Raw genomic sequence first — 18,113 nt, forward strand, 5'->3', positions numbered from 1 at the left:
GTCTGCCGGCGCGGGATTGCTGCTATATTTCCATGATTTGCCATGGATAATCGTAATGCCTACCGTTATTACACACGCTGCTGTTCCGCTTTGTCTGGGCTTAGGCCTCGGAACCAAAGTGATTCCTCCCCGCCTGCTGTTTGCCGGGATTGTCCTCGCCATGCTGCCGGATGCCGACGTGCTGGCGTTCAAGTTCGGCGTCGCGTACGGCAATGTTTTCGGCCATCGCGGCTTTACCCACTCCCTGCTGTTCGCCTTTGTGGTGCCGATACTCTGCGTGCTGACTGGACGACGGTGGTTCCGGGCCAGCCTGACGCGGTGCTGGCTGTTTTTAACCGCGTCATTGCTTTCGCACAGCCTGCTGGATTCGATTACCACGGGCGGGAAAGGCATCGGCTGGCTGTGGCCGTGGTCAGATGAACGCTTCTTCGCGCCGTGGCAGGTGATTAAGGTCGCGCCGTTTGCGCTGTCGCGCTACACCACGCCGTACGGGCATCAGGTGATCGTGTCGGAGCTGCTGTGGGTGTGGCTGCCGGGAGTCGTGCTGATGGGGTTGCTGTGGTGGAGAAAACGTGGGCGCTGATGCCCTCACCCCGGCCCTCTCCCACGGGGAGAGGGAGAAAACCTAATAATTCCCTCTCCCTTCGGGAGAGGGTTAGGGTGAGGGGAAAATTACTTACGGCGCCAGGTAGTCCCCTGCGGGCCATCTTCCAGAATGATGCCCATCTCGGTCAGACGGTTACGCGCCGCATCTGCCGCCGCCCAGTCTTTTGCCTGACGCGCTTCCAGACGCGCTTTGATCAACGCTTCAATTTCCGCCACTTCACCGTCGTCCGCCTGCGCACCGCTCTGCAGGAACGCGTCCGGGTCCTGCTCCAGCAGGCCGAGCACGGAGGAGAGCTTACGCAGATGGGACGCCAGCGCATTCGCCGCGGCCATATCTTCTGACTTCAGGCGGTTCACTTCGCGCGCCATGTCGAACAGCACGGAGTACGCTTCCGGGGTGTTGAAGTCGTCGTTCATCACCTCAACAAAGCGTGCTTCGAACGCTTCGCCGCCTGCAGCAGGAACAGACCTGTCGGTACCGCGCAGCGCGGTATACAGACGCTCCAGCGCAGAGCGCGCCTGTTTCAGGTTCTCTTCGCTGTAGTTCAGCTGGCTGCGATAGTGGCCGGACATCAGGAAGTAGCGCACGGTTTCCGCGTCGTAATACTTCAGCACGTCGCGCACGGTGAAGAAGTTACCCAGCGATTTAGACATCTTCTCGCGGTCAACCATTACCATGCCGGAGTGCATCCAGTAGTTCACGTACTCGCCGCCGTGGGCGCAGGTGGACTGCGCGATTTCGTTTTCGTGGTGCGGGAACATCAGGTCTGAACCGCCGCCGTGGATATCGAAGTGCTTGCCCAGCTGCTTGCAGTTCATCGCGGAACATTCAATGTGCCAGCCCGGACGGCCTTCGCCCCACGGTGATGGCCAGCTTGGCTCGCCCTCTTTGGACATTTTCCACAGCACGAAGTCCATCGGGTTACGCTTCACGTCAACCACGTCAACGCGCGCGCCGGCCTGGAGCTGGTCCAGATCCTGACGGGAAAGCGAACCGTAGGTTGGGTCCGTCGGCACCGAGAACATCACGTCACCGTTGTCCGCAACGTAGGCATGACCGCGAGCGATCAGCTTTTCGGTGATCTCGATGATTTCGTGAATATGGTGGGTCGCGCGCGGCTCGCTGTCCGGGCGCTGAATATTCAGGGCGTCGAAATCTTTGTGCATTTCGACGATCATGCGATCGACCAGCGCAACAAAGCTTTCGCCGTTTTCATTAGCGCGCTTGATGATTTTGTCGTCGATGTCGGTGATATTACGCACGTATTTCAGGGTGTAGCCCAGAAAACGCAGGTAGCGTGACACCACGTCAAAAGCGACAAAGGTACGGCCATGGCCAATGTGACAGAGATCGTAAACCGTAATACCACACACGTACATGCCGACTTCCCCGGCATGGATAGGTTTAAATTCCTCTTTCTGGCGCGTCATTGTATTAAAGATTTTTAACATCGAAGATTCCATGTAAACACGTGTGTGGTTGAAAACCGGCTATTCTACCCGTAATTCAAACCCGAAGCAGCACACAATGCAAGGTGATCGCATCCTGTGGTTATGCTATAACAAGCCCCTATAGATGACCCGAACGCGGGTCGACGTACCACAATAACGGAACAGGATGCAAAAATGGTTACTTTCCACACTAATCATGGCGATATCGTAATCAAAACCTTTGATGACAAAGCGCCTGAAACAGTTAAAAACTTCCTGGACTACTGCCGCGAAGGTTTCTACAACAACACCATTTTCCACCGCGTGATCAACGGTTTTATGATCCAGGGCGGCGGTTTCGAACCTGGCATGAACCAGAAAGAGACCAAAGAAGCGATTAAAAACGAAGCGAACAACGGTCTGAAAAACACCCGCGGTACGCTGGCAATGGCCCGTACTCAGGCGCCACACTCTGCCACCGCGCAGTTCTTCATCAACGTGGCGGACAACGACTTCCTGAACTTCTCCGGCGAAAGCCTGCAGGGTTGGGGCTACTGCGTATTCGCAGAAGTGGTTGAAGGTATGGACGTGGTTGACAAGATCAAAGCCGTCGCTACTGGCCGCAGCGGTATGCACCAGGACGTTCCTAAAGAAGACGTTGTGATTACAAGCGTGACCGTCAGCGAGTAATTCGTGGCGACACTCTTTATTGCAGATCTGCATCTGCAAACAGAAGAACCGGCGATAACCGCCGGTTTTCTGCGTTTTTTACGCGGTGAAGCGAAAAGCGCCGATGCGCTGTACATCCTGGGCGACCTCTTTGAAGCCTGGATTGGCGACGACGACCCTAACCCGCTGCACCGTGAAATGGCCGCCGCCATTCACGCGCTCGTGGATTCCGGCGTCCCCTGCTACTTCATTCACGGCAACCGTGATTTCCTGATCGGCAAGCGCTACGCCCGCGAAAGCGGCATGACGCTGCTGCCGGAAGAGCAGGTGCTCGACCTCTATGGCCGCAGGGTTCTGATCATGCACGGCGACACGCTCTGCACCGACGATACCGGCTACCTGGCGTTTCGCGCCAAAGTCCACACCCCATGGATCCAAAAGGTGTTCCTTGCGCTGCCGCTGTTTATCCGTAACCGCATAGCTGCCAGAATGCGCGCGGGCAGTAAAGCCGCCAACAGCAGCAAATCCATGACCATCATGGACGTGAACCCGCAGGCCGTGGTGAGCGTGATGGAAAAGCATGGCGTTCAGTGGTTGATCCACGGTCATACCCATCGTCCTGACGTCCATTCCCTTATCGCCAACGGCGAACCGGCCCATCGCGTGGTATTAGGTGCCTGGCACACCGAAGGCTCCATGGTCAAAGTCACGCCAGAGGGCGTGGAGCCGATCGCCTTTCCGTTTTAACCCCTCGCACCATCATTCTATTTTTTTGAACAATATCGGCAAATTGTTTCGATTTTAATCAGCCCGTGGTCGGCCTATTATTTATCACATCAGGGCAATACGCCCTATCCCAGATAAAATACTTAAGGAATACGACCATGAAATCTATCAAAACTTTCGTTGCAGTTGCCGCTCTTTCCCTGGTTTCTTTCGGTTCTTTCGCTCAAAGCGTGAGCGCAACCGCCTCTACCCTTGACCGCGCAGAAGCGAAAATTGCCGCGCAGGCCGCCGAGCAGAATGCCTCTTATAAAATCACGAGCGCGAAGGTCAACAACCGCGTGTACATGACCGCAGAACTGACTAAATAAAAACCCTGATTGCCGTGCCGCCAGCGAAGACGTGCGACAGCGACAATACGATGAGGAAGGAACAGAGAATGAAAAACATCAGCATCGTAAGTACCCTGCTGCTGGCAGTCGTGGTGTCCACTGGCGCACAGGCCGCGGAGAATCGCTTCTCCGTGCCAAAATCGGGCTCGAATGCCGACACCAGCATGGTGAATCATATCGATGTCAGCCGCGCGTTCGACAACGAGAACCTGTCCGCAGGGGATCTTCAGTAACATCACATAAAAGACCGCCATCGTGCGGTCTTTTTTGTTATCGCTTTCTCGCCATAACTGCTCGCCTTTTAACCGCGCAACCGTTTTCCTTGCCCGTATAACATGCTATTCTCTGTGCCCTCGAAAGCAGTGTGTTTCGCACCACAGGAGTTTTAAGACGCATGTCTTCCCGCAATAATCCGGCGCGTGTCGCCATCGTGATGGGGTCCAAAAGCGACTGGGCTACCATGCAGTTCGCCGCCGAAATCTTTGAAATCCTGAATGTTCCGCACCACGTTGAAGTGGTCTCCGCGCACCGTACACCGGACAAACTGTTCAGCTTCGCCGAAAGCGCCGAAGAGAACGGTTATGAGGTGATCGTTGCCGGCGCGGGCGGCGCAGCACATCTGCCAGGCATGATTGCCGCTAAAACCCTGGTGCCGGTACTGGGCGTTCCGGTCCAAAGCGCCGCGTTAAGCGGTGTGGATAGCCTCTACTCCATCGTCCAGATGCCGCGCGGTATTCCTGTCGGCACGCTGGCGATTGGTAAAGCGGGTGCGGCGAACGCAGCCCTGCTGGCGGCGCAAATTCTTGCGACGCACGATAAAGCATTACACCAGCGTCTGGCGGAGTGGCGTAAAGCCCAGACCGACGAGGTGCTGGACAATCCGGACCCGCGGGGTGCGGCATGAAGCAGGTTTGCGTCCTCGGTAACGGCCAGCTAGGCCGCATGCTGCGTCAGGCCGGTGAGCCGCTGGGTATTGCCGTCTGGCCCGTCGGGCTGGACGCCGAACCGGAAGCCGTACCGTTCCACCAGAGCGTGATCACCGCCGAGATCGAACGCTGGCCGGAAACGGCTCTGACCCGCGAGCTGGCGCGTCATAACGCCTTCGTTAACCGCGACGTGTTCCCGATCATCGCCGACCGTCTGACGCAAAAGCAGCTGTTCGACAAGCTCGGTCTGCCGACCGCGCCGTGGCAGCTCCTGTCCGATAAAAGCGAGTGGAATGACGTTTTCGCGATGCTGGGCGAGCTGGCAATCGTGAAGCGCCGCGTGGGCGGTTACGACGGCCGCGGCCAGTGGCGCCTGCGTGCAGATGAAACGGCAGAACTGCCGGACGACTGCTACGGCGAGTGCATCGTTGAGCAGGGCATTAACTTCAGCGGTGAAGTGTCGCTGGTTGGCGCGCGCGGGCACGACGGGCATACCGTCTTTTATCCGCTGACGCATAACCTGCATCAGGACGGCATTCTGCGCACCAGCGTCGCCTTCCCGCACGCCAATGCTGACCAGCAGGCGCAGGCGGAAGATATGCTCTCTGCCATCATGCACGAACTCGGGTATGTGGGCGTCATGGCGATGGAGTGCTTTATCACCCCGTCCGGTCTGCTGATCAACGAACTTGCGCCGCGCGTGCACAACAGCGGCCACTGGACGCAAAACGGCGCGTCCATCAGCCAGTTCGAGCTGCACCTGCGTGCAATCACCGACCTGCCGCTGCCGCAGCCGGTGGTGAACAGCCCGTCGGTGATGATCAACCTGATCGGCACCGATCTGAACTACGACTGGCTGAAGCTGCCGCTCGTGCATCTGCACTGGTATGACAAAGAGGTACGCGCGGGTCGTAAGGTCGGTCACCTGAACCTGAACGACAGCGACACGGGCCGCCTGAGCGCCACCCTGGAAGCGATGATCCCGCTCCTGCCGCCGGAATATGCGAGCGGTATTGTCTGGGCACAGTCTAAGCTCAAGTAAGACATCTGCGCCGGGGAGTTGATCTTCCCCTTCCCCGGCGTACAATCCCCGCCCATTGCTGCTGAGTTTTCTTCTGGAACAACCATGAACGATGGAACGGACTATCGCGCGATCCTCGCGTCTGATACCCCTTTAATCGACGTTCGCGCGCCGATCGAATTTGCCCAGGGCGCGATGCCTGCGGCGATCAACCTGCCCTTAATGAACGACGACGAGCGCGCCGCCGTCGGCACCTGCTATAAACGCCAGGGTCCCGAGGCCGCGCTGGCGCTCGGCCATCAGCTGGTGAGCGGCGAGACGCGTGAGGTACGCATCAACGCCTGGCGGGAAGCCAGCCTTACCCATCCTGAGGGCTTTCTCTGCTGCGCGCGCGGCGGCCAGCGCTCGCATATCTCGCAGGCCTGGCTGAAAGAGGCGGGCATCGACTACCCGCTGATCCGCGGCGGCTATAAGGCCCTGCGTCAGACGGCGATTCAGGTGACTATCGAGCAGTCGCAAAAGCCGATGGTGCTGATTGGCGGCTGCACCGGAAACGGCAAAACCCTGCTGGTGAAGCAGCACGCGCAGGGTATCGATCTGGAAGGGCTGGCGCACCACCGCGGTTCGTCGTTTGGCCGCACGCTCACGCCGCAGCTTTCCCAGGCCAGCTTTGAAAATCACCTTGCGGCTGAGCTCCTGAAAAAAGACGCCGCGCGCTGGGTGCTGGAAGATGAAGGCCGGATGATTGGCTCCAACCACCTGCCGGAGTGCCTGCGCGACCGCATGGCTGAAGCCCCTATCGTTGTCGTCGAAGACCCGTTTGACGTCCGCCTTGAGCGCCTGCGCGAAGAGTATTTCGACCACATGTGGGCGGACTTTTCTGCCGCATACGGCGAGGAAGCGGGCTGGAAAGAATACAGCGAGTATCTGCACCACGGCCTGTTCGCCATTCGCCGCCGTCTGGGGCTGCAGCGGTATGCAGAATTCACCGCGCTGTTAGATTCCGCGCTGCTGGAACAGCAACGCTCCGGCAGCACGGACGCGCACTTCAGCTGGCTTGCGCCGCTGCTGAAGGACTATTACGACCCGATGTACGGCTATCAGCTGGAGAAAAAGGCGGAGAAGATTGTGTATCGCGGGACGTATGAAGAGGTCGCTGACTGGCTTAATCGCTAAAACAAAGCCGGGTGGCGAGGTAAAAGCAAAACGGCAACCAGGGTTGCCGTTTTTAATGTTTGTTCCCTCTCCCAGTGGGAGAGGGTCAGGGTGAGGGCATCAGGCCGCACCCTACAAGACGACCTAGAAGTCGTAACGCAGACGCACCAGGTTCATGTCGCCCAGGTTGTCGGTGCTGGAGGTGAACACGTGTTCGTAATCCACGCGGAAACCGTAATCCAGCTGGAAGCTGATACCCACGCCGTTGTCGATGCGCTGGTAGTTACGGCCGTTCACGTACTCAATACGGTCGCCCATGAAGTAAGGCTGAATAGATTTAACCGCGTACTGACCGACTGGGAACTTGTAGCCCGCAAAGTATTCAATACCCCATGCATCACCCGCAAAGTAGTCGTTAACCGACACTTTTTTGGTGGTCATGAAGTTCTGGTACCAGCCGCCGCCTGCGGAGAAGGTCCAGTTGTCCGGGGTCCAGCTCAGCGCGGTACCGAGAATGTTCTGGTCGTAGGTTTTGCTGTCGCCGTTGTCCGGGTTACGCATGTCCGCGCGGGTGTAGTTCCACGCCGCGCCCCAGGTCAGGTCGGTAGTCAGGTGGTAATCCAGACCCAGCGAGCCGCCGCCTTTACGCTTGTAGCGCAGGCCGTTGCCCGGCAGGTATTCGCTGTCTTCAAACAGGTAAGATGCGTAGATGTCGGCATCGCCCACGGTTTTCTTATATTTCAGCATCTGGCGTGAACGGTAAGAACCGTCGTAATCGCCGTTGATCCCGTTACCCGGAGCCTGACCAATCATGTCGTAGTCCCAGATATCGGTTTTCGCGCCCACCACATCATAGTAAACGCTGTTCTGTTGACCGAAGGTCAGCGTACCCCAGGTATCGCTCTTCAGACCGGTGTAGAGCATACGACGCGTGGTGTCGTGTGCGCCGTCGGCGTAGTGGTGATCCCAGTTAAACTGCGCAGGAATATTGACACCCAGCTCGTAGTAGCTGATCCAGCTGATGTCATCAAACAGGTAGTAATCAGCCGCGAAACGGAAACGGGTGCCGCCGTCAAAGCCGTTACGCTTGTAGCTGTTTTTACCGTCGTCGCCGGTCATGTTCTGGAACTGAGGACGGATACTGCCGCCAACGGTGAAGTTCAGGCGGCTCAGCGGGTTACCCGCCTGAGGATCCTGCTTAAGAACGGTGATTTCCGCCTGAGAAGCGAAGGTAGTCAATGCCACTGCCGCGCCGATCGTTGCCGCCAGCGCTGATTTTTTTATAGTCATTATTTTTCCTTAATAGACACGCTGCTAAATATTTAGCGGGTGAATATTAACTGGAAATAATCGGGCCGTGTGGTCGGGTTTTTAATGTTTTGTGCTACTAAATGAGTGGGTATTATCACTTTGTGCTATTTAAACGCTGCGCACCGGCATTAAAACCCGGCGCGCAACTATCACGGCTCTAAATCAACTCGCAAACTGACGGAACAGGGCTTTCCCCTTTAACAGCCGCGTGCCGAGCCAGCCTCCGCAAAGAGAAAGCAGCACCGCGCCGCTGAGAGGCAGGATCAGCCAGAGGCGCCAGTCAGGCTCCCACGGGAAGTCGAAGACCTTTGTCTGCAGCACCGCCAGCGCCGTTTCCGCGCCAATGGCCGCTACCAGACCCGCCACCAGCCCCAGCAGCGCAAACTCGCTCCAGAGCGTCATCCGCAGCAGCCGCTTTCCAGCCCCCAGCGTGCGGTAGACCACCAGCTCCTGATGGCGCTGGCGCATCCCCACCTGCACCTGGGCCAGCAGCAACAGCACGCCGCAGATCGTCACCAGCACCACCATGACCTCCAGCGCGCGGCTCACCTGCTCCAGCACCTGCCCTACCTGCTTCAGGATCGCGCCAATATCCAGCAGGCTGACCGTCGGAAACTCCCGGTTGAGCTGGGTCAGCATGCCGTTGCCGTTTTCCCAGCGGAAGCTTGTCAGCCAGCTCTGCGGCTGCCCGTCCAGCGCGCCCGGCGGGAAGATAAAGAAGAAGTTTGGCCGCAGGCTTTCCCAGTCCACTTTACGCAGGCTGGTGACTTTCGCGGTAAAATCCTGGGTATCGCCGGTAAAGGTGACGCTGTCTCCCAGCTTCACGTTCAGCCGCGTCGCCAGCCCCTCTTCCATCGAGACTTCCCCCGCTTTCGGCGGCCAGGTGCCGGCGGTTATCGGGTTATGGTCAGGGCGTTTCTCCTGCCAGGTCAGGTTCAGTTCGCGGTTCAGCGACTCGTCCTTATTCCCCTCCGCTGGCTGGCCGTTGATCTGCGTCAGACGCGCGCGAACGATGGGATAGAACGACTCAGGGATAATGTGATGCTCCGCCAGGAAGCCCTTCAGCGGCGTGACCTGCTCAGGGGCAATGTTGATCAGGAAATAGTTCGGGCTTTCCGGGGGAAGCTGCTGCTGCCAGCGATCGAGCAGATCGCCGCGCAACACTAACAGCAGCGCCAGCAGCATAAACGACAGCGAAAACGCCGACAGCTGGCTGAGCGTTGACCACGGCTGATGCAGCAGGCGGTTGACCGCCAGGCGCACGGGCAGCGATTTCACCGTGAGCCGCTTCAGGACGTTGAGCAGTATCCAGCCCAGCACGCCGCACAGCAGCGCCAGCACAACCGCGCCGGCCAGAACCGCCCACAGCAGCGTGCTGCCCCCCATCAGCCACGCCAGCAGCCCCACCGCCACGGCAATAATCACCGGAAGGTAGAACTTCAGCGGCCAGACGTTCGCCACCACATCGTTGCGAAGCACGCGCAGCGGCTGCGTCGCGAGCAGCAGGCGGTAGGGGCGTAGCCCCACCAGCAGCGAAATCACCGTCATCGCGCCCATCGCCCACAGCCACGGCCAGAGGCTGGCCGGCGGCAAGGCGGCCGGGAGCACCGGCTTCAGCATCACCATCAGCAGTTTTTCAAACAGCAGCCCGATTATTCCGCCAGTAATCGCGGAGAGGACCAGCAGCATCAGCCACTGGCCGACAATCAGCTTGCGCAGCTGCGCCCTGCCCGCCCCCAGGGTTTTGAGGATCGCCACCAGGTCGTAACGGCTGCGGCAGTAATGCCCCATCGCCACGGCAACCGCCGCCACCGCCAGCAGCAGGGTCAACAGTGCCGAAAGCAGCAGGAACTGCTGAGAACGCTCAAGTGATTTACCGAGCGCCCCTTCGTCCTGCTCCAGCCCGTACCAGCGGTGCTCCGGCTCGAGCTGCGGCAGAAGCCATTTTTCGTACGCGTCAAGCTGGGCAGACGTGCCGCCAAACTTATAGCGCCAGGTGACGCGGCTGCCCGGCTGTACCGCATGGGTTGCCGCAACATCCGCGGTGTTCATCAGCAGGCGCGGCGCGAGCTGGAAGGGGTTAAAGCCGGAATCGGGCTCCTGCACCACTTCCCCGGCAATGTTGAGAGTGGCGTCGCCGACGTCGATGCTATCGCCGGGTTTCAGGTTCAGAAGCGCCATCAGACGTGATGCCAGCAGCACCGTGCCGGGCTTTGGCTTCAGCCCTGGCGGGTTGGTCTGCAGTTCGCCGTACATCGGGTAGATATCATCGACGGCTTTAACGCTGGCGAGCTGCGGCGTATCGCCCGCAAAGGTCATGGTCTGGAAGCTTATCTGCTCCCCCACCTTCAGCCCTTGTTTACGCGCTTCGTCAATCCAGCCCGACGGCACCGGGCGGGAGCTTTGCAGCGCCCGGTCACCCGCCATAAACTCCCGGCTCTGCTGGCTAAGCCCTTTTTCCATGCGGTCGCTGACGCTGCCGAGCGCCAGCACGCAGGCCACCGCCAGGCTTAGCGCCAGCCAGACAATCAGCAGCGAGGGCGAGCGCCACTCGCGCCAGAACCAGCGGGTAATCATGCCTCCTCCTGAAGAATACCGTTCACCAGCCGCAGGCGGCGGTCGCAGCGGGCGGCGAGCTGCGGATCGTGGGTTACGAGGATCAGCGTGGTGCCGTGCTCGCGGTTGAGCGAAAACAGCAGGTCGGCAATCCGGTCACCGGTTTTACGGTCAAGGTTACCGGTGGGCTCATCGGCAAACAGGACTTCGGGACGACCGTTAAACGCCCGCGCCAGCGCCACGCGCTGCTGCTCACCGCCGGAAAGCTGTGCGGGAAGGTGGTCGAGACGCTTGCCCAGACCGAGCTGCTCCAGCAGCGCCTTCGCGTGCGCCCGGCTTTCACGGCTGTTTTCACCGCGCAACAGCGCCGGGAGTTCGACGTTTTCCAGCGCGTTCAGGGTGGGGATCAGCATGAAGGACTGGAAGACAAAACCAACGTGACGCGCGCGCAGCGCGGCCCGCGCCTCTTCATCAAGCTGATGCAGCGGTTGCCCGACAAGATGGACCTCGCCGCTGCTGCCGTCGTCCAGACCGGCCAAAATCGCCAGCAGCGTGGACTTGCCGGAGCCGGATTCGCCAATCAGCGCGATGGTTTCAGCGCGTTTGACAACGAGTTCAACTCCAGTAAGGATGGAAAGCTCGTGTTCCCCCTGACCGACGGACTTCTTAAGATGATGAACTTCAACACTGTTTTCCGCTGGCATTTGCCCTTCCTGTTTTTGATTCTGATGACCTTCCGCGCGGCAGCAGCGGACACGTTACTGGTTCTCGGCGACAGCCTGAGCGCAGGCTATCGCATGGCGGCCAGCGCGGCCTGGCCTGCTCTGCTCAACGACAAATGGCAGAGCAAGACGTCGGTAATTAACGCCAGCATCAGCGGCGATACCTCGCAGCAGGGCCTGTCGCGCCTGCCTGCACTGCTCAAACAGCATCAGCCGCGCTGGGTGCTGGTGGAGCTTGGCGGTAACGATGGATTGCGCGGTTTTCAGCCTCAGCAAACCGAGCAAACGCTGCGCACCATTTTGCAGGATATCAAAGCGGCAAACGCCCAGCCGCTGCTGATGCAAATTCGCCTGCCCGCCAACTACGGTCGTCGGTATAATGAAGCCTTTAGCGCGATCTACCCTAAGCTTGCCAAAGAGTTTGATATTCCGCTGCTGCCATTTTTCATGGAAGAGGTCTATCTCAAACCCCAGTGGATGCAAGACGACGGGATCCACCCCAATCGCGATGCTCAGCCGTTTATTGCCGACTGGATGGCAACGCGGCTGGCTCCTTTAGTTAAACATGACTCCTGATTAAGCGGAGATCCTGACAGGTAAAGTTATGCAAAAATCGGTCTTAATTACAGGATGTTCCAGTGGAATCGGCCTGGAAAGCGCGCTCGAACTGAAGCGCCAGGGGTTTCGGGTGCTGGCGGCGTGTCGCAAACCCGACGATGTCGAACGCATGAACGGGCTGGGCTTTACCGGCGTGCTGCTGGATATGGACTCGCCGGAGAGCGTTGAACGCGCCGCCGATGAGGTGATCGCGCTGACCGACAATCGTCTCTACGGGCTCTTTAACAATGCCGGCTACGGCGTGTATGGCCCGCTGGATACACTCTCCCGCGAAACGCTGGAGAAACAGTTTTCGACCAACTTCTTCGGCGTGCATCAGCTCACCATGCGCCTGCTCCCCGCGATGCTGCCGCACGGTGAAGGGCGCATCGTGATGACATCGTCAGTGATGGGGCTGATTTCCACCCCGGGCCGCGGCGCCTACGCCGCCAGCAAATATGCGCTGGAGGCCTGGTCCGACGCCCTGCGCATGGAGCTGCGCCACAGCGGCATCAAGGTCAGCCTGATTGAGCCCGGCCCGATCCGCACCCGCTTTACCGAAAACGTGAACCAGACCCAGGCGGATAAACCGGTCGAGAACCCCGGCATTGCCGCACGTTTTACCCTCGGGCCAGAGGCGGTGGTGGCCAAAGTGCGCCATGCTTTTGAGAGCGAACATCCTAAAATGCGCTATCCGGTGACGCTGGTCACCCATGCCGTAGGCTGGTTAAAACGCCTGCTGCCGGGCCGGATGATGGACAAAATTTTGCACGGTTGAGTTGAAGCGACGACGCTCATCCCCATGTAAAGAACAAACCGACAAAAGAGAAAGCCGCATGTCCGTACAGAATATCGTCAATATTACAGAAGCTAACCTGCAACAGACCCTTGAACAGTCGATGACCAAACCGGTCCTGTTCTACTTCTGGTCTGAACGCAGCCAACACTGCCTGCAGCTGACGCCGGTGCTGGAAAGCCTTGCCGCGCAGTACAACGGTCAGTTCATTCTCGCCAAGCTGGACTGTGACGCCGAGCCGATGGTGGCGTCTCAGTTTGGTCTGCGCGCCATCCCAACCGTCTATCTGTTCCAGAACGGCCAGCCCGTTGACGGTTTCCAGGGGCCGCAGCCGGAAGAGGCTATCCGCGCCCTGCTGGATAAAGTGCTGCCGCGTGAAGAAGAGCTGAAAGCGCAGGAAGGCATGGCGCTGATGCAGGAAGGTAAATACGACGAGGCGCTGCCGCTGCTCAAAGAGGCGTGGCAGCTGTCGAATCAGAACAGCCAGATTGGCCTGCTGCTGGCGGAAACGCAGATCGCCCTGCACCGTTCAGAAGACGCGGAAGCCGTACTCAAGACGGTTCCGCTGCAGGATCAGGACACCCGCTATCAGGGTCTGGTCGCGCAGATTGAGCTGCTGAAACAGGCCGCGGACACCCCGGAAATTCAGCAGCTGCAGCAGCAGGTTGCCGACAACCCGGCCGATGCCGCGCTGGCAAGCCAGCTGGCGCTGCAGCTGCACCAGGTGGGGCGTAACGAAGAGGCGCTGGAGCTGCTGTTCAGCCACCTGCAAAAAGACCTGGCAGCAGCAGACGGTCAGGCGCGCAAGATGTTCCAGGAAATTCTGGCCGCGCTGGGCACCGGAGACGCGCTGGCGTCGAAGTATCGTCGTCAGCTGTACGCGTTGCTCTACTAACAAAAAAATGCCCGGTGGCGCTAACGCTTACCGGGCCTACAAAACAGGCTTAACCCGTTTTCTTTAATTGCGTCACCACCAGCTGGTGACGCGCGTTGTAGAACTTCCGATAGGTCAGGTAACAGGCAATGATGGTTGACAGGCTTGCCGTGGAGAGCAGCATAAACGTCACCATGATCTGATACTTAATCGCTTTGACCGGATCGATACCGGCAAAAATCAGCCCCGACATCATGCCCGGCAGGCTCACCAGCCCCACCGTTTTGGCTGAATCTACCGTTGGGATCAGCGATGAGCGAATGCTCTCACGGATCAGCCGCGCCGAGGCCACTTTAGGCGTCGCTCCCAGGCTTAATTTCTCCTGCAGCTGCTGCTGTTCACTGCTGAAGCGCTGGCCGAGATTGTTATAACAGAGCCCAACGGCCACCATGGCGTTCCCCGCAATCATCCCGGAGATAGGGATAACCTGCATCGGCGTAAAGGCAATCGAGCCGGAGAGCACCAGCACCGCCAGCGTGAGCGCCGTCCCGGTGGTAATGGCGATAAACGACGAGATAAAGGCCTTATCTATGTATTTACTGCGCTTTTTCGCATTCCACGCCGCGTTGAAACAGATAAAGAGCACCATCAGCAGCGTCAGCACCGCGTGGTTGACGTTGAAAATATACTTCAGCACATAACCGACGATGATGAGCTGAACCACCGCGCGGCAGATACTCCACACAATATCTTTTTCCAGCCCCAGCTTTTCCCGATAGCTGACTACAATCGCAATCAGCACCAGCACCATCGAAAACGCCAGTGATTCATTGGTAATGTTATGCTCACCCACAGTTAGCCTCCTGCATTTTCCCACCGTGCGGCTGAAGCGTAATCACGTCATCCGCATGGGTTATTTCGCTAGCGTCGTGCGTCACCCATAGCACGGCAATATTCTGCTCCCGGGCGTAGCGATGAATAATCTCGTTAACGTTGCGCTTGTTGACGTCATCGAGCGCGCTGGTGATTTCGTCCAGCAAAAGCACCTTCGGTAAAAACTGCAGGTTGCGGATCAGCGAGACGCGCTGCTTTTCTCCGCCCGACAGCGCGGTGATGGATTTGGTTAACGTCTCCTGCGCCAGGCCAAAGCGGGCCAGATCGCTGATAAACTTTTCCGGCTCCGGCGTTTTATTGCGGATTTGCCACGGGAAAATCAGGTTGTCATAAACCGTATCGCCAAACAGCGCGGGGGTTTGCACGCAGTAGGAGACCTGCTGGCGGTAGTTTTCCGGGGACAGGGTTGAGATATCCTGTCCTTCAAACAGAATGGTGCCCTCCGTCGGGCTGAGGAGTGAGGCCACAATTTTCAGCAGCGTGCTTTTACCGCAGCCCGAAGGTCCCGTGATTAATTTAAACTCGCCCGGCGACAGGCTAAACCCGACGTGCTGAAGAATAATGTTTTCTCCAACACGAAATCCAATATCCCTGAGATGTAATAGTTCTTTTTTATCGTTCATTACGCTTCCGTTAACCGCTTCGTGTAATAACCGCCTGTAGCATAATCCTTTCGTGCGCACAGAGCGAATAGCCTCACGCTAAAGCAAGTGTTAAACTTTTTGTTTGTTATTTGTCTCCACCATCACTACAGGAAGTAAGCAGCATGGCACATATCTTTTATGAGTTTCCTTCCCTGAAGCCTGGTGTTCCTGATGTCGAAACATTAATGGAAGTCATCAAATCGTCGGAACTCACGCGTTTTGTCATCGGTGCAGAGGTGGTGGATTTTGTTAAGAAGGCGCTTATCGTGAACACCACGATCGGCAGTTTCAAAAATTGCTATTTCGCCTTCGACAACGGGACACACTTCCTGGAATTTGACGGCAAGGGAAAATCCAAACGTTTCAATGAGGTACCCGACTGGTTCGTCTCTCCGGCTGAATTTTCTCGTACCCAGTGGCTTATCAACCACGATCTTGCGGATGTAAAGGCCACCCAATTCATTGACGTGCTGATGTCCTATCCGCTGAAAGAGCGCCGTGCGCACTGTAATTTGTTATTCGGGCTGGAGCTGGAAAAGGTGAATGCGGTTCCGGCCCCAGCGTCAGCCGCAGGGAAAATCGGCAATAAAAACGGCAAAACGACCAAACCACGCGTGACCGATCTGGGATCGTTTGAATTGTTCAGCCAGTTCTTTGTGCGCATGAAAACCGCCGTGCTGGCCGATGAGTTTCCCACCCTGCAGGTTCTGACGGGCATGGATAACCTGACTAAAGCGCCGCATAATTTAAAGCAGGGTATCAGAACGTGGTTCAAGGCCATCGCGGGCGACCTTCCCCCTAATAACAAGCGCGTTGAAGCGGGGAATGCCGTTCTGTTCTGCGCCCCCATTCGCGAACAGATCCAGCGTATCGAAGCGCTGGGGCTGGAGAAGTATTACCAGGGATTATCCAAAGCCATTGCCGAAGCGGGTGATGGATTCATCTCTGACTTTACCTATACTTACGAGCAATAAACACACACTTTCACTCATCACAGCATGCAAAACAGGAGGTTTTTATGCTTATCGTTGTTCCTGTCCTTATTTTCGTTGCGCTGGTTATTGTGGGCGCAGGCGTCAAAATTGTCCCTCAGGGCTATCAGTGGACCGTCGAGCGTTTCGGTCGATATACCAATACCCTCCAGCCAGGCTTAAGCCTGATTGTTCCGTTCATGGATCGGATTGGACGCAAGATCAACATGATGGAGCAGGTACTGGACATTCCTTCTCAGGAGATCATCTCCAAGGATAACGCCAACGTCACCATCGACGCCGTCTGCTTTATTCAGGTGATTGATGCGCCGAAAGCGGCCTATGAGGTCAGCAACCTGGAGCTGGCGATCGTCAACCTGACGATGACCAACATCCGTACCGTGCTCGGCTCGATGGAGCTGGACGAAATGCTTTCCCAGCGCGACAGCATCAACACCCGCCTGCTGCACATTGTCGATGAGGCAACGAACCCGTGGGGGATCAAAGTCACCCGTATTGAGATCCGCGACGTGCGTCCGCCGGCTGAGCTGATCGCCTCCATGAACGCCCAGATGAAGGCCGAGCGAACCAAGCGTGCCTACATTCTGGAAGCCGAAGGGGTGCGTCAGGCGGAGATCCTCAAAGCGGAAGGGGAAAAACAGTCGCAGATCCTGAAAGCGGAAGGCGATCGTCAGTCCGCTTTCTTACAGGCGGAAGCGCGTGAACGTTCAGCCGAGGCGGAAGCCCGCGCCACCCAGATGGTGTCCGAGGCGATTGCCGCCGGTGATATCCAGGCCGTGAACTACTTTGTCGCGCAAAAATATACCGACGCGCTAAAACAGATCGGATCGGCGAACAACAGCAAAGTGGTGATGATGCCGCTGGAGGCCAGCAGCCTGATGGGCTCTATCGCCGGTATTGCCGAACTGATTAAAGACAGCGGAAACGAGCGTAAAAAATGATTGAGCTGATCGCTGCACATCCTCATGCCTTCTGGCTAAGCCTCGGCGGCTTATTGCTGGCGGCGGAGATGCTGGGCGGCAACGGCTACCTGCTCTGGAGCGGTGTTGCCGCCGTCATTACGGGCCTTCTGGTCTGGATCCTTCCCCTGGACTGGGCGTGGCAGGGTGCGCTATTTGCCGTGCTCACGCTGGTGGCCGCGTGGCTGTGGTGGCGCTGGCTAAACCGGCGGGTTACCGAGCAAAAGCCGCTGGACGCGCACCTCAACCAGCGCGGACAGCAGATTGTCGGCAAGCGTTTTACGCTCGACACCGCGCTGGTAAACGGACGCGGGCACATGCGCGTGGGCGACAGCTCGTGGCCGGTAGTCGCCGACGACGACCTCAGCGCCGGCACGCGGGTTGAGGTCATTGCGGTGGAAGGCATTACCCTGCGGGTGAAGGCCTGTTAGACAGAGGCCTTACGATGACAGCAGCCGGCAAGATTATCGATAATCGGGCAGTCGGCGCTGTCATCCCCCGGACAGGATTCCGCGAGCTGCAGCAGCTGTTCGCGCATCGCCTGCAGCTCGATGATGTGGCGTTCAATTTCGGCCACTTTTTCCAGCGTGCGTTTTTTCACGTCGGCGCTGTGACGCTTCGGATCGTTAAACAGGTTCACCAGCTCGCCGCACTCTTCCAGATTAAACCCCACCTGTCTTGCCTGGCGCAGCAGCGTCAGTTCATCCAGATGCAGCTGCGTGTAGCTGCGGTAGCCGTTTTCACTGCGCAGCGGTGGCGTTACCAGCCCCTTCTCTTCATAAAAGCGGATTGCCTTGCTGGTTAAGCCGGTTTTTTTTGCCACGTCACTGATATTCACATTTCCC

Annotated in this window: 21 protein-coding genes; 14 read left to right on the forward strand and 7 right to left on the reverse strand. The window is 57.9% G+C overall.

Annotated features, from left to right (window positions below; genetic code table 11):
- The first annotated feature begins 55 nt into the window (after nt 1–55).
- Entirely contained in the window at nt 56–583 is a 528-nt protein-coding gene (locus tag SPH27_RS09400; protein ID WP_182071777.1) for a metal-dependent hydrolase, read from the forward strand.
- 89 nt (nt 584–672) lie between these two features.
- Here SPH27_RS09400 and cysS read toward each other — a convergent pair whose 3' ends face one another.
- A complete protein-coding gene (gene cysS, locus SPH27_RS09405) occupies nt 673–2,058 on the reverse strand; it encodes a cysteine--tRNA ligase (protein ID WP_029741052.1) in 1,386 nt (461 codons plus the stop codon).
- A 174-nt stretch (nt 2,059–2,232) separates the two neighbouring features.
- Here cysS and ppiB point away from each other — a divergent pair, with 174 nt between their 5' ends.
- The 7 genes from ppiB to mnmH all read left to right on the forward strand — a co-directional run bounded on the left by ppiB (nt 2,233) and on the right by mnmH (nt 6,944).
- Entirely contained in the window at nt 2,233–2,727 is a 495-nt protein-coding gene (ppiB, locus tag SPH27_RS09410; protein WP_023310635.1) for a peptidylprolyl isomerase B, read from the forward strand.
- A gap of 3 nt (nt 2,728–2,730) precedes the next feature.
- On the forward strand, nt 2,731–3,453 hold the full coding sequence (lpxH, locus tag SPH27_RS09415) for a UDP-2,3-diacylglucosamine diphosphatase (RefSeq protein WP_045887961.1): 723 nt from the start codon (nt 2,731–2,733) through the stop codon (nt 3,451–3,453).
- A gap of 137 nt (nt 3,454–3,590) precedes the next feature.
- Nucleotides 3,591–3,800, forward strand: coding sequence for a YdgH/BhsA/McbA-like domain containing protein (locus tag SPH27_RS09420; protein ID WP_023310633.1), 210 nt, complete (start codon nt 3,591–3,593; stop codon nt 3,798–3,800).
- Between the two features lie 68 nt (nt 3,801–3,868).
- Nucleotides 3,869–4,054: a hypothetical protein gene (locus tag SPH27_RS09425; RefSeq protein WP_029741050.1), complete on the forward strand. Its 186-nt coding sequence runs from the start codon at nt 3,869–3,871 to the stop codon at nt 4,052–4,054.
- Between the two features lie 161 nt (nt 4,055–4,215).
- Nucleotides 4,216–4,725: a 5-(carboxyamino)imidazole ribonucleotide mutase gene (purE, locus tag SPH27_RS09430; RefSeq protein ID WP_023310631.1), complete on the forward strand. Its 510-nt coding sequence runs from the start codon at nt 4,216–4,218 to the stop codon at nt 4,723–4,725.
- On the forward strand, nt 4,722–5,789 hold the full coding sequence (gene purK, locus SPH27_RS09435; RefSeq protein ID WP_032661448.1) for a 5-(carboxyamino)imidazole ribonucleotide synthase: 1,068 nt from the start codon (nt 4,722–4,724) through the stop codon (nt 5,787–5,789). Before purE ends, purK begins: the two co-directional genes overlap by 4 nt.
- Before the next feature lie 84 nt (nt 5,790–5,873).
- Complete coding sequence (gene mnmH, locus SPH27_RS09440; RefSeq protein WP_182071779.1) at nt 5,874–6,944, forward strand: tRNA 2-selenouridine(34) synthase MnmH; 1,071 nt, start codon at nt 5,874–5,876, stop codon at nt 6,942–6,944.
- Between the two features lie 123 nt (nt 6,945–7,067).
- Here the strand turns inward: mnmH and SPH27_RS09445 are convergent, their stop codons facing one another.
- The 3 genes from SPH27_RS09445 to ybbA all read right to left on the reverse strand — a co-directional run bounded on the left by SPH27_RS09445 (nt 7,068) and on the right by ybbA (nt 11,494).
- On the reverse strand, nt 7,068–8,213 hold the full coding sequence (locus SPH27_RS09445) for a porin (RefSeq protein ID WP_096149974.1): 1,146 nt from the start codon (nt 8,211–8,213) through the stop codon (nt 7,068–7,070).
- Nucleotides 8,214–8,396: 183 nt separating this feature from the next.
- Nucleotides 8,397–10,811, reverse strand: coding sequence for a putative ABC transporter permease subunit YbbP (gene ybbP, locus SPH27_RS09450; protein WP_182071781.1), 2,415 nt, complete (start codon nt 10,809–10,811; stop codon nt 8,397–8,399).
- Nucleotides 10,808–11,494 carry a putative ABC transporter ATP-binding protein YbbA gene (gene ybbA, locus SPH27_RS09455; RefSeq protein ID WP_023617272.1) on the reverse strand — a complete coding sequence of 229 codons (687 nt, stop codon included), beginning with the start codon at nt 11,492–11,494 and terminating at the stop codon, nt 10,808–10,810. The genes ybbP and ybbA overlap by 4 nt, the downstream gene beginning before the upstream one ends.
- On the opposite strand from ybbA, the gene tesA reads away from it, so the two are divergent.
- Genes tesA through SPH27_RS09470 form a run of 3 tightly spaced genes read left to right on the forward strand, consistent with a single transcriptional unit; the run spans nt 11,465 to nt 13,800 of the window.
- Complete coding sequence (gene tesA, locus SPH27_RS09460) at nt 11,465–12,088, forward strand: multifunctional acyl-CoA thioesterase I/protease I/lysophospholipase L1 (RefSeq protein WP_032661743.1); 624 nt, start codon at nt 11,465–11,467, stop codon at nt 12,086–12,088. The genes ybbA and tesA overlap by 30 nt on opposite strands.
- A 28-nt stretch (nt 12,089–12,116) precedes the next feature.
- Nucleotides 12,117–12,887, forward strand: coding sequence for an SDR family oxidoreductase (locus SPH27_RS09465; RefSeq protein ID WP_014882827.1), 771 nt, complete (start codon nt 12,117–12,119; stop codon nt 12,885–12,887).
- 58 nt (nt 12,888–12,945) lie between these two features.
- Nucleotides 12,946–13,800 (forward strand): co-chaperone YbbN, encoded by an 855-nt coding sequence (locus tag SPH27_RS09470; RefSeq protein ID WP_023310624.1) that lies wholly within the window; start codon nt 12,946–12,948, stop codon nt 13,798–13,800.
- Between the two features lie 49 nt (nt 13,801–13,849).
- Here the strand turns inward: SPH27_RS09470 and fetB are convergent, their stop codons facing one another.
- Both fetB and fetA read right to left on the reverse strand, forming a co-directional pair.
- Nucleotides 13,850–14,632, reverse strand: a complete 783-nt coding sequence (fetB, locus tag SPH27_RS09475) for an iron efflux ABC transporter permease subunit FetB (RefSeq protein ID WP_023310623.1) — start codon at nt 14,630–14,632, stop codon at nt 13,850–13,852.
- On the reverse strand, nt 14,625–15,296 hold the full coding sequence (gene fetA / locus SPH27_RS09480; protein ID WP_048978920.1) for an iron efflux ABC transporter ATP-binding subunit FetA: 672 nt from the start codon (nt 15,294–15,296) through the stop codon (nt 14,625–14,627). Before fetA ends, fetB begins: the two co-directional genes overlap by 8 nt.
- 143 nt (nt 15,297–15,439) lie before the next feature.
- Here fetA and SPH27_RS09485 point away from each other — a divergent pair, with 143 nt between their 5' ends.
- Genes SPH27_RS09485 through SPH27_RS09495 form a run of 3 tightly spaced genes read left to right on the forward strand, consistent with a single transcriptional unit; the run spans nt 15,440 to nt 17,699 of the window.
- Nucleotides 15,440–16,291 (forward strand): hypothetical protein, encoded by an 852-nt coding sequence (locus tag SPH27_RS09485; protein ID WP_048978921.1) that lies wholly within the window; start codon nt 15,440–15,442, stop codon nt 16,289–16,291.
- 44 nt (nt 16,292–16,335) lie between these two features.
- Entirely contained in the window at nt 16,336–17,250 is a 915-nt protein-coding gene (locus SPH27_RS09490) for an SPFH domain-containing protein (RefSeq protein ID WP_023310620.1), read from the forward strand.
- Nucleotides 17,247–17,699 (forward strand): NfeD family protein, encoded by a 453-nt coding sequence (locus SPH27_RS09495; RefSeq protein ID WP_039263977.1) that lies wholly within the window; start codon nt 17,247–17,249, stop codon nt 17,697–17,699. The genes SPH27_RS09490 and SPH27_RS09495 overlap by 4 nt, the downstream gene beginning before the upstream one ends.
- On the opposite strand, the gene cueR is transcribed toward SPH27_RS09495, so the two are convergent.
- The gene (gene cueR, locus SPH27_RS09500) at nt 17,696–18,106 is read right to left on the reverse strand and encodes a Cu(I)-responsive transcriptional regulator (protein WP_039263976.1); all 411 of its coding nucleotides are present in this window, start codon (nt 18,104–18,106) and stop codon (nt 17,696–17,698) included. The genes SPH27_RS09495 and cueR overlap by 4 nt on opposite strands.
- Nucleotides 18,107–18,113: the final 7 nt, after the last annotated feature.

The sequence above is a fragment of the Enterobacter sp. A103 genome (assembly GCF_034427535.1).
GTDB lineage: Bacteria > Pseudomonadota > Gammaproteobacteria > Enterobacterales > Enterobacteriaceae > Enterobacter > Enterobacter asburiae_B.

Excerpts from the sequence above, each read along its gene's own strand:
- SPH27_RS09400 (WP_182071777.1), top strand. The coding sequence starts at position 56 with ATGCCTACCGTTATTACACACGCTGCTGTTCCGCTTTGTCTGGGCTTA.
- cysS (WP_029741052.1), bottom strand. The coding sequence starts at position 2,058 with ATGTTAAAAATCTTTAATACAATGACGCGCCAGAAAGAGGAATTTAAA.
- ppiB (WP_023310635.1), top strand. The coding sequence starts at position 2,233 with ATGGTTACTTTCCACACTAATCATGGCGATATCGTAATCAAAACCTTT.
- SPH27_RS09420 (WP_023310633.1), top strand. The coding sequence starts at position 3,591 with ATGAAATCTATCAAAACTTTCGTTGCAGTTGCCGCTCTTTCCCTGGTT.
- SPH27_RS09425 (WP_029741050.1), top strand. The coding sequence starts at position 3,869 with ATGAAAAACATCAGCATCGTAAGTACCCTGCTGCTGGCAGTCGTGGTG.
- purE (WP_023310631.1), top strand. The coding sequence starts at position 4,216 with ATGTCTTCCCGCAATAATCCGGCGCGTGTCGCCATCGTGATGGGGTCC.
- purK (WP_032661448.1), top strand. The coding sequence starts at position 4,722 with ATGAAGCAGGTTTGCGTCCTCGGTAACGGCCAGCTAGGCCGCATGCTG.
- mnmH (WP_182071779.1), top strand. The coding sequence starts at position 5,874 with ATGAACGATGGAACGGACTATCGCGCGATCCTCGCGTCTGATACCCCT.
- SPH27_RS09445 (WP_096149974.1), bottom strand. The coding sequence starts at position 8,213 with ATGACTATAAAAAAATCAGCGCTGGCGGCAACGATCGGCGCGGCAGTG.
- ybbP (WP_182071781.1), bottom strand. The coding sequence starts at position 10,811 with ATGATTACCCGCTGGTTCTGGCGCGAGTGGCGCTCGCCCTCGCTGCTG.
- tesA (WP_032661743.1), top strand. The coding sequence starts at position 11,465 with ATGAACTTCAACACTGTTTTCCGCTGGCATTTGCCCTTCCTGTTTTTG.
- ybbA (WP_023617272.1), bottom strand. The coding sequence starts at position 11,494 with ATGCCAGCGGAAAACAGTGTTGAAGTTCATCATCTTAAGAAGTCCGTC.
- SPH27_RS09465 (WP_014882827.1), top strand. The coding sequence starts at position 12,117 with ATGCAAAAATCGGTCTTAATTACAGGATGTTCCAGTGGAATCGGCCTG.
- SPH27_RS09470 (WP_023310624.1), top strand. The coding sequence starts at position 12,946 with ATGTCCGTACAGAATATCGTCAATATTACAGAAGCTAACCTGCAACAG.
- fetA (WP_048978920.1), bottom strand. The coding sequence starts at position 15,296 with ATGAACGATAAAAAAGAACTATTACATCTCAGGGATATTGGATTTCGT.
- SPH27_RS09485 (WP_048978921.1), top strand. The coding sequence starts at position 15,440 with ATGGCACATATCTTTTATGAGTTTCCTTCCCTGAAGCCTGGTGTTCCT.
- SPH27_RS09490 (WP_023310620.1), top strand. The coding sequence starts at position 16,336 with ATGCTTATCGTTGTTCCTGTCCTTATTTTCGTTGCGCTGGTTATTGTG.
- SPH27_RS09495 (WP_039263977.1), top strand. The coding sequence starts at position 17,247 with ATGATTGAGCTGATCGCTGCACATCCTCATGCCTTCTGGCTAAGCCTC.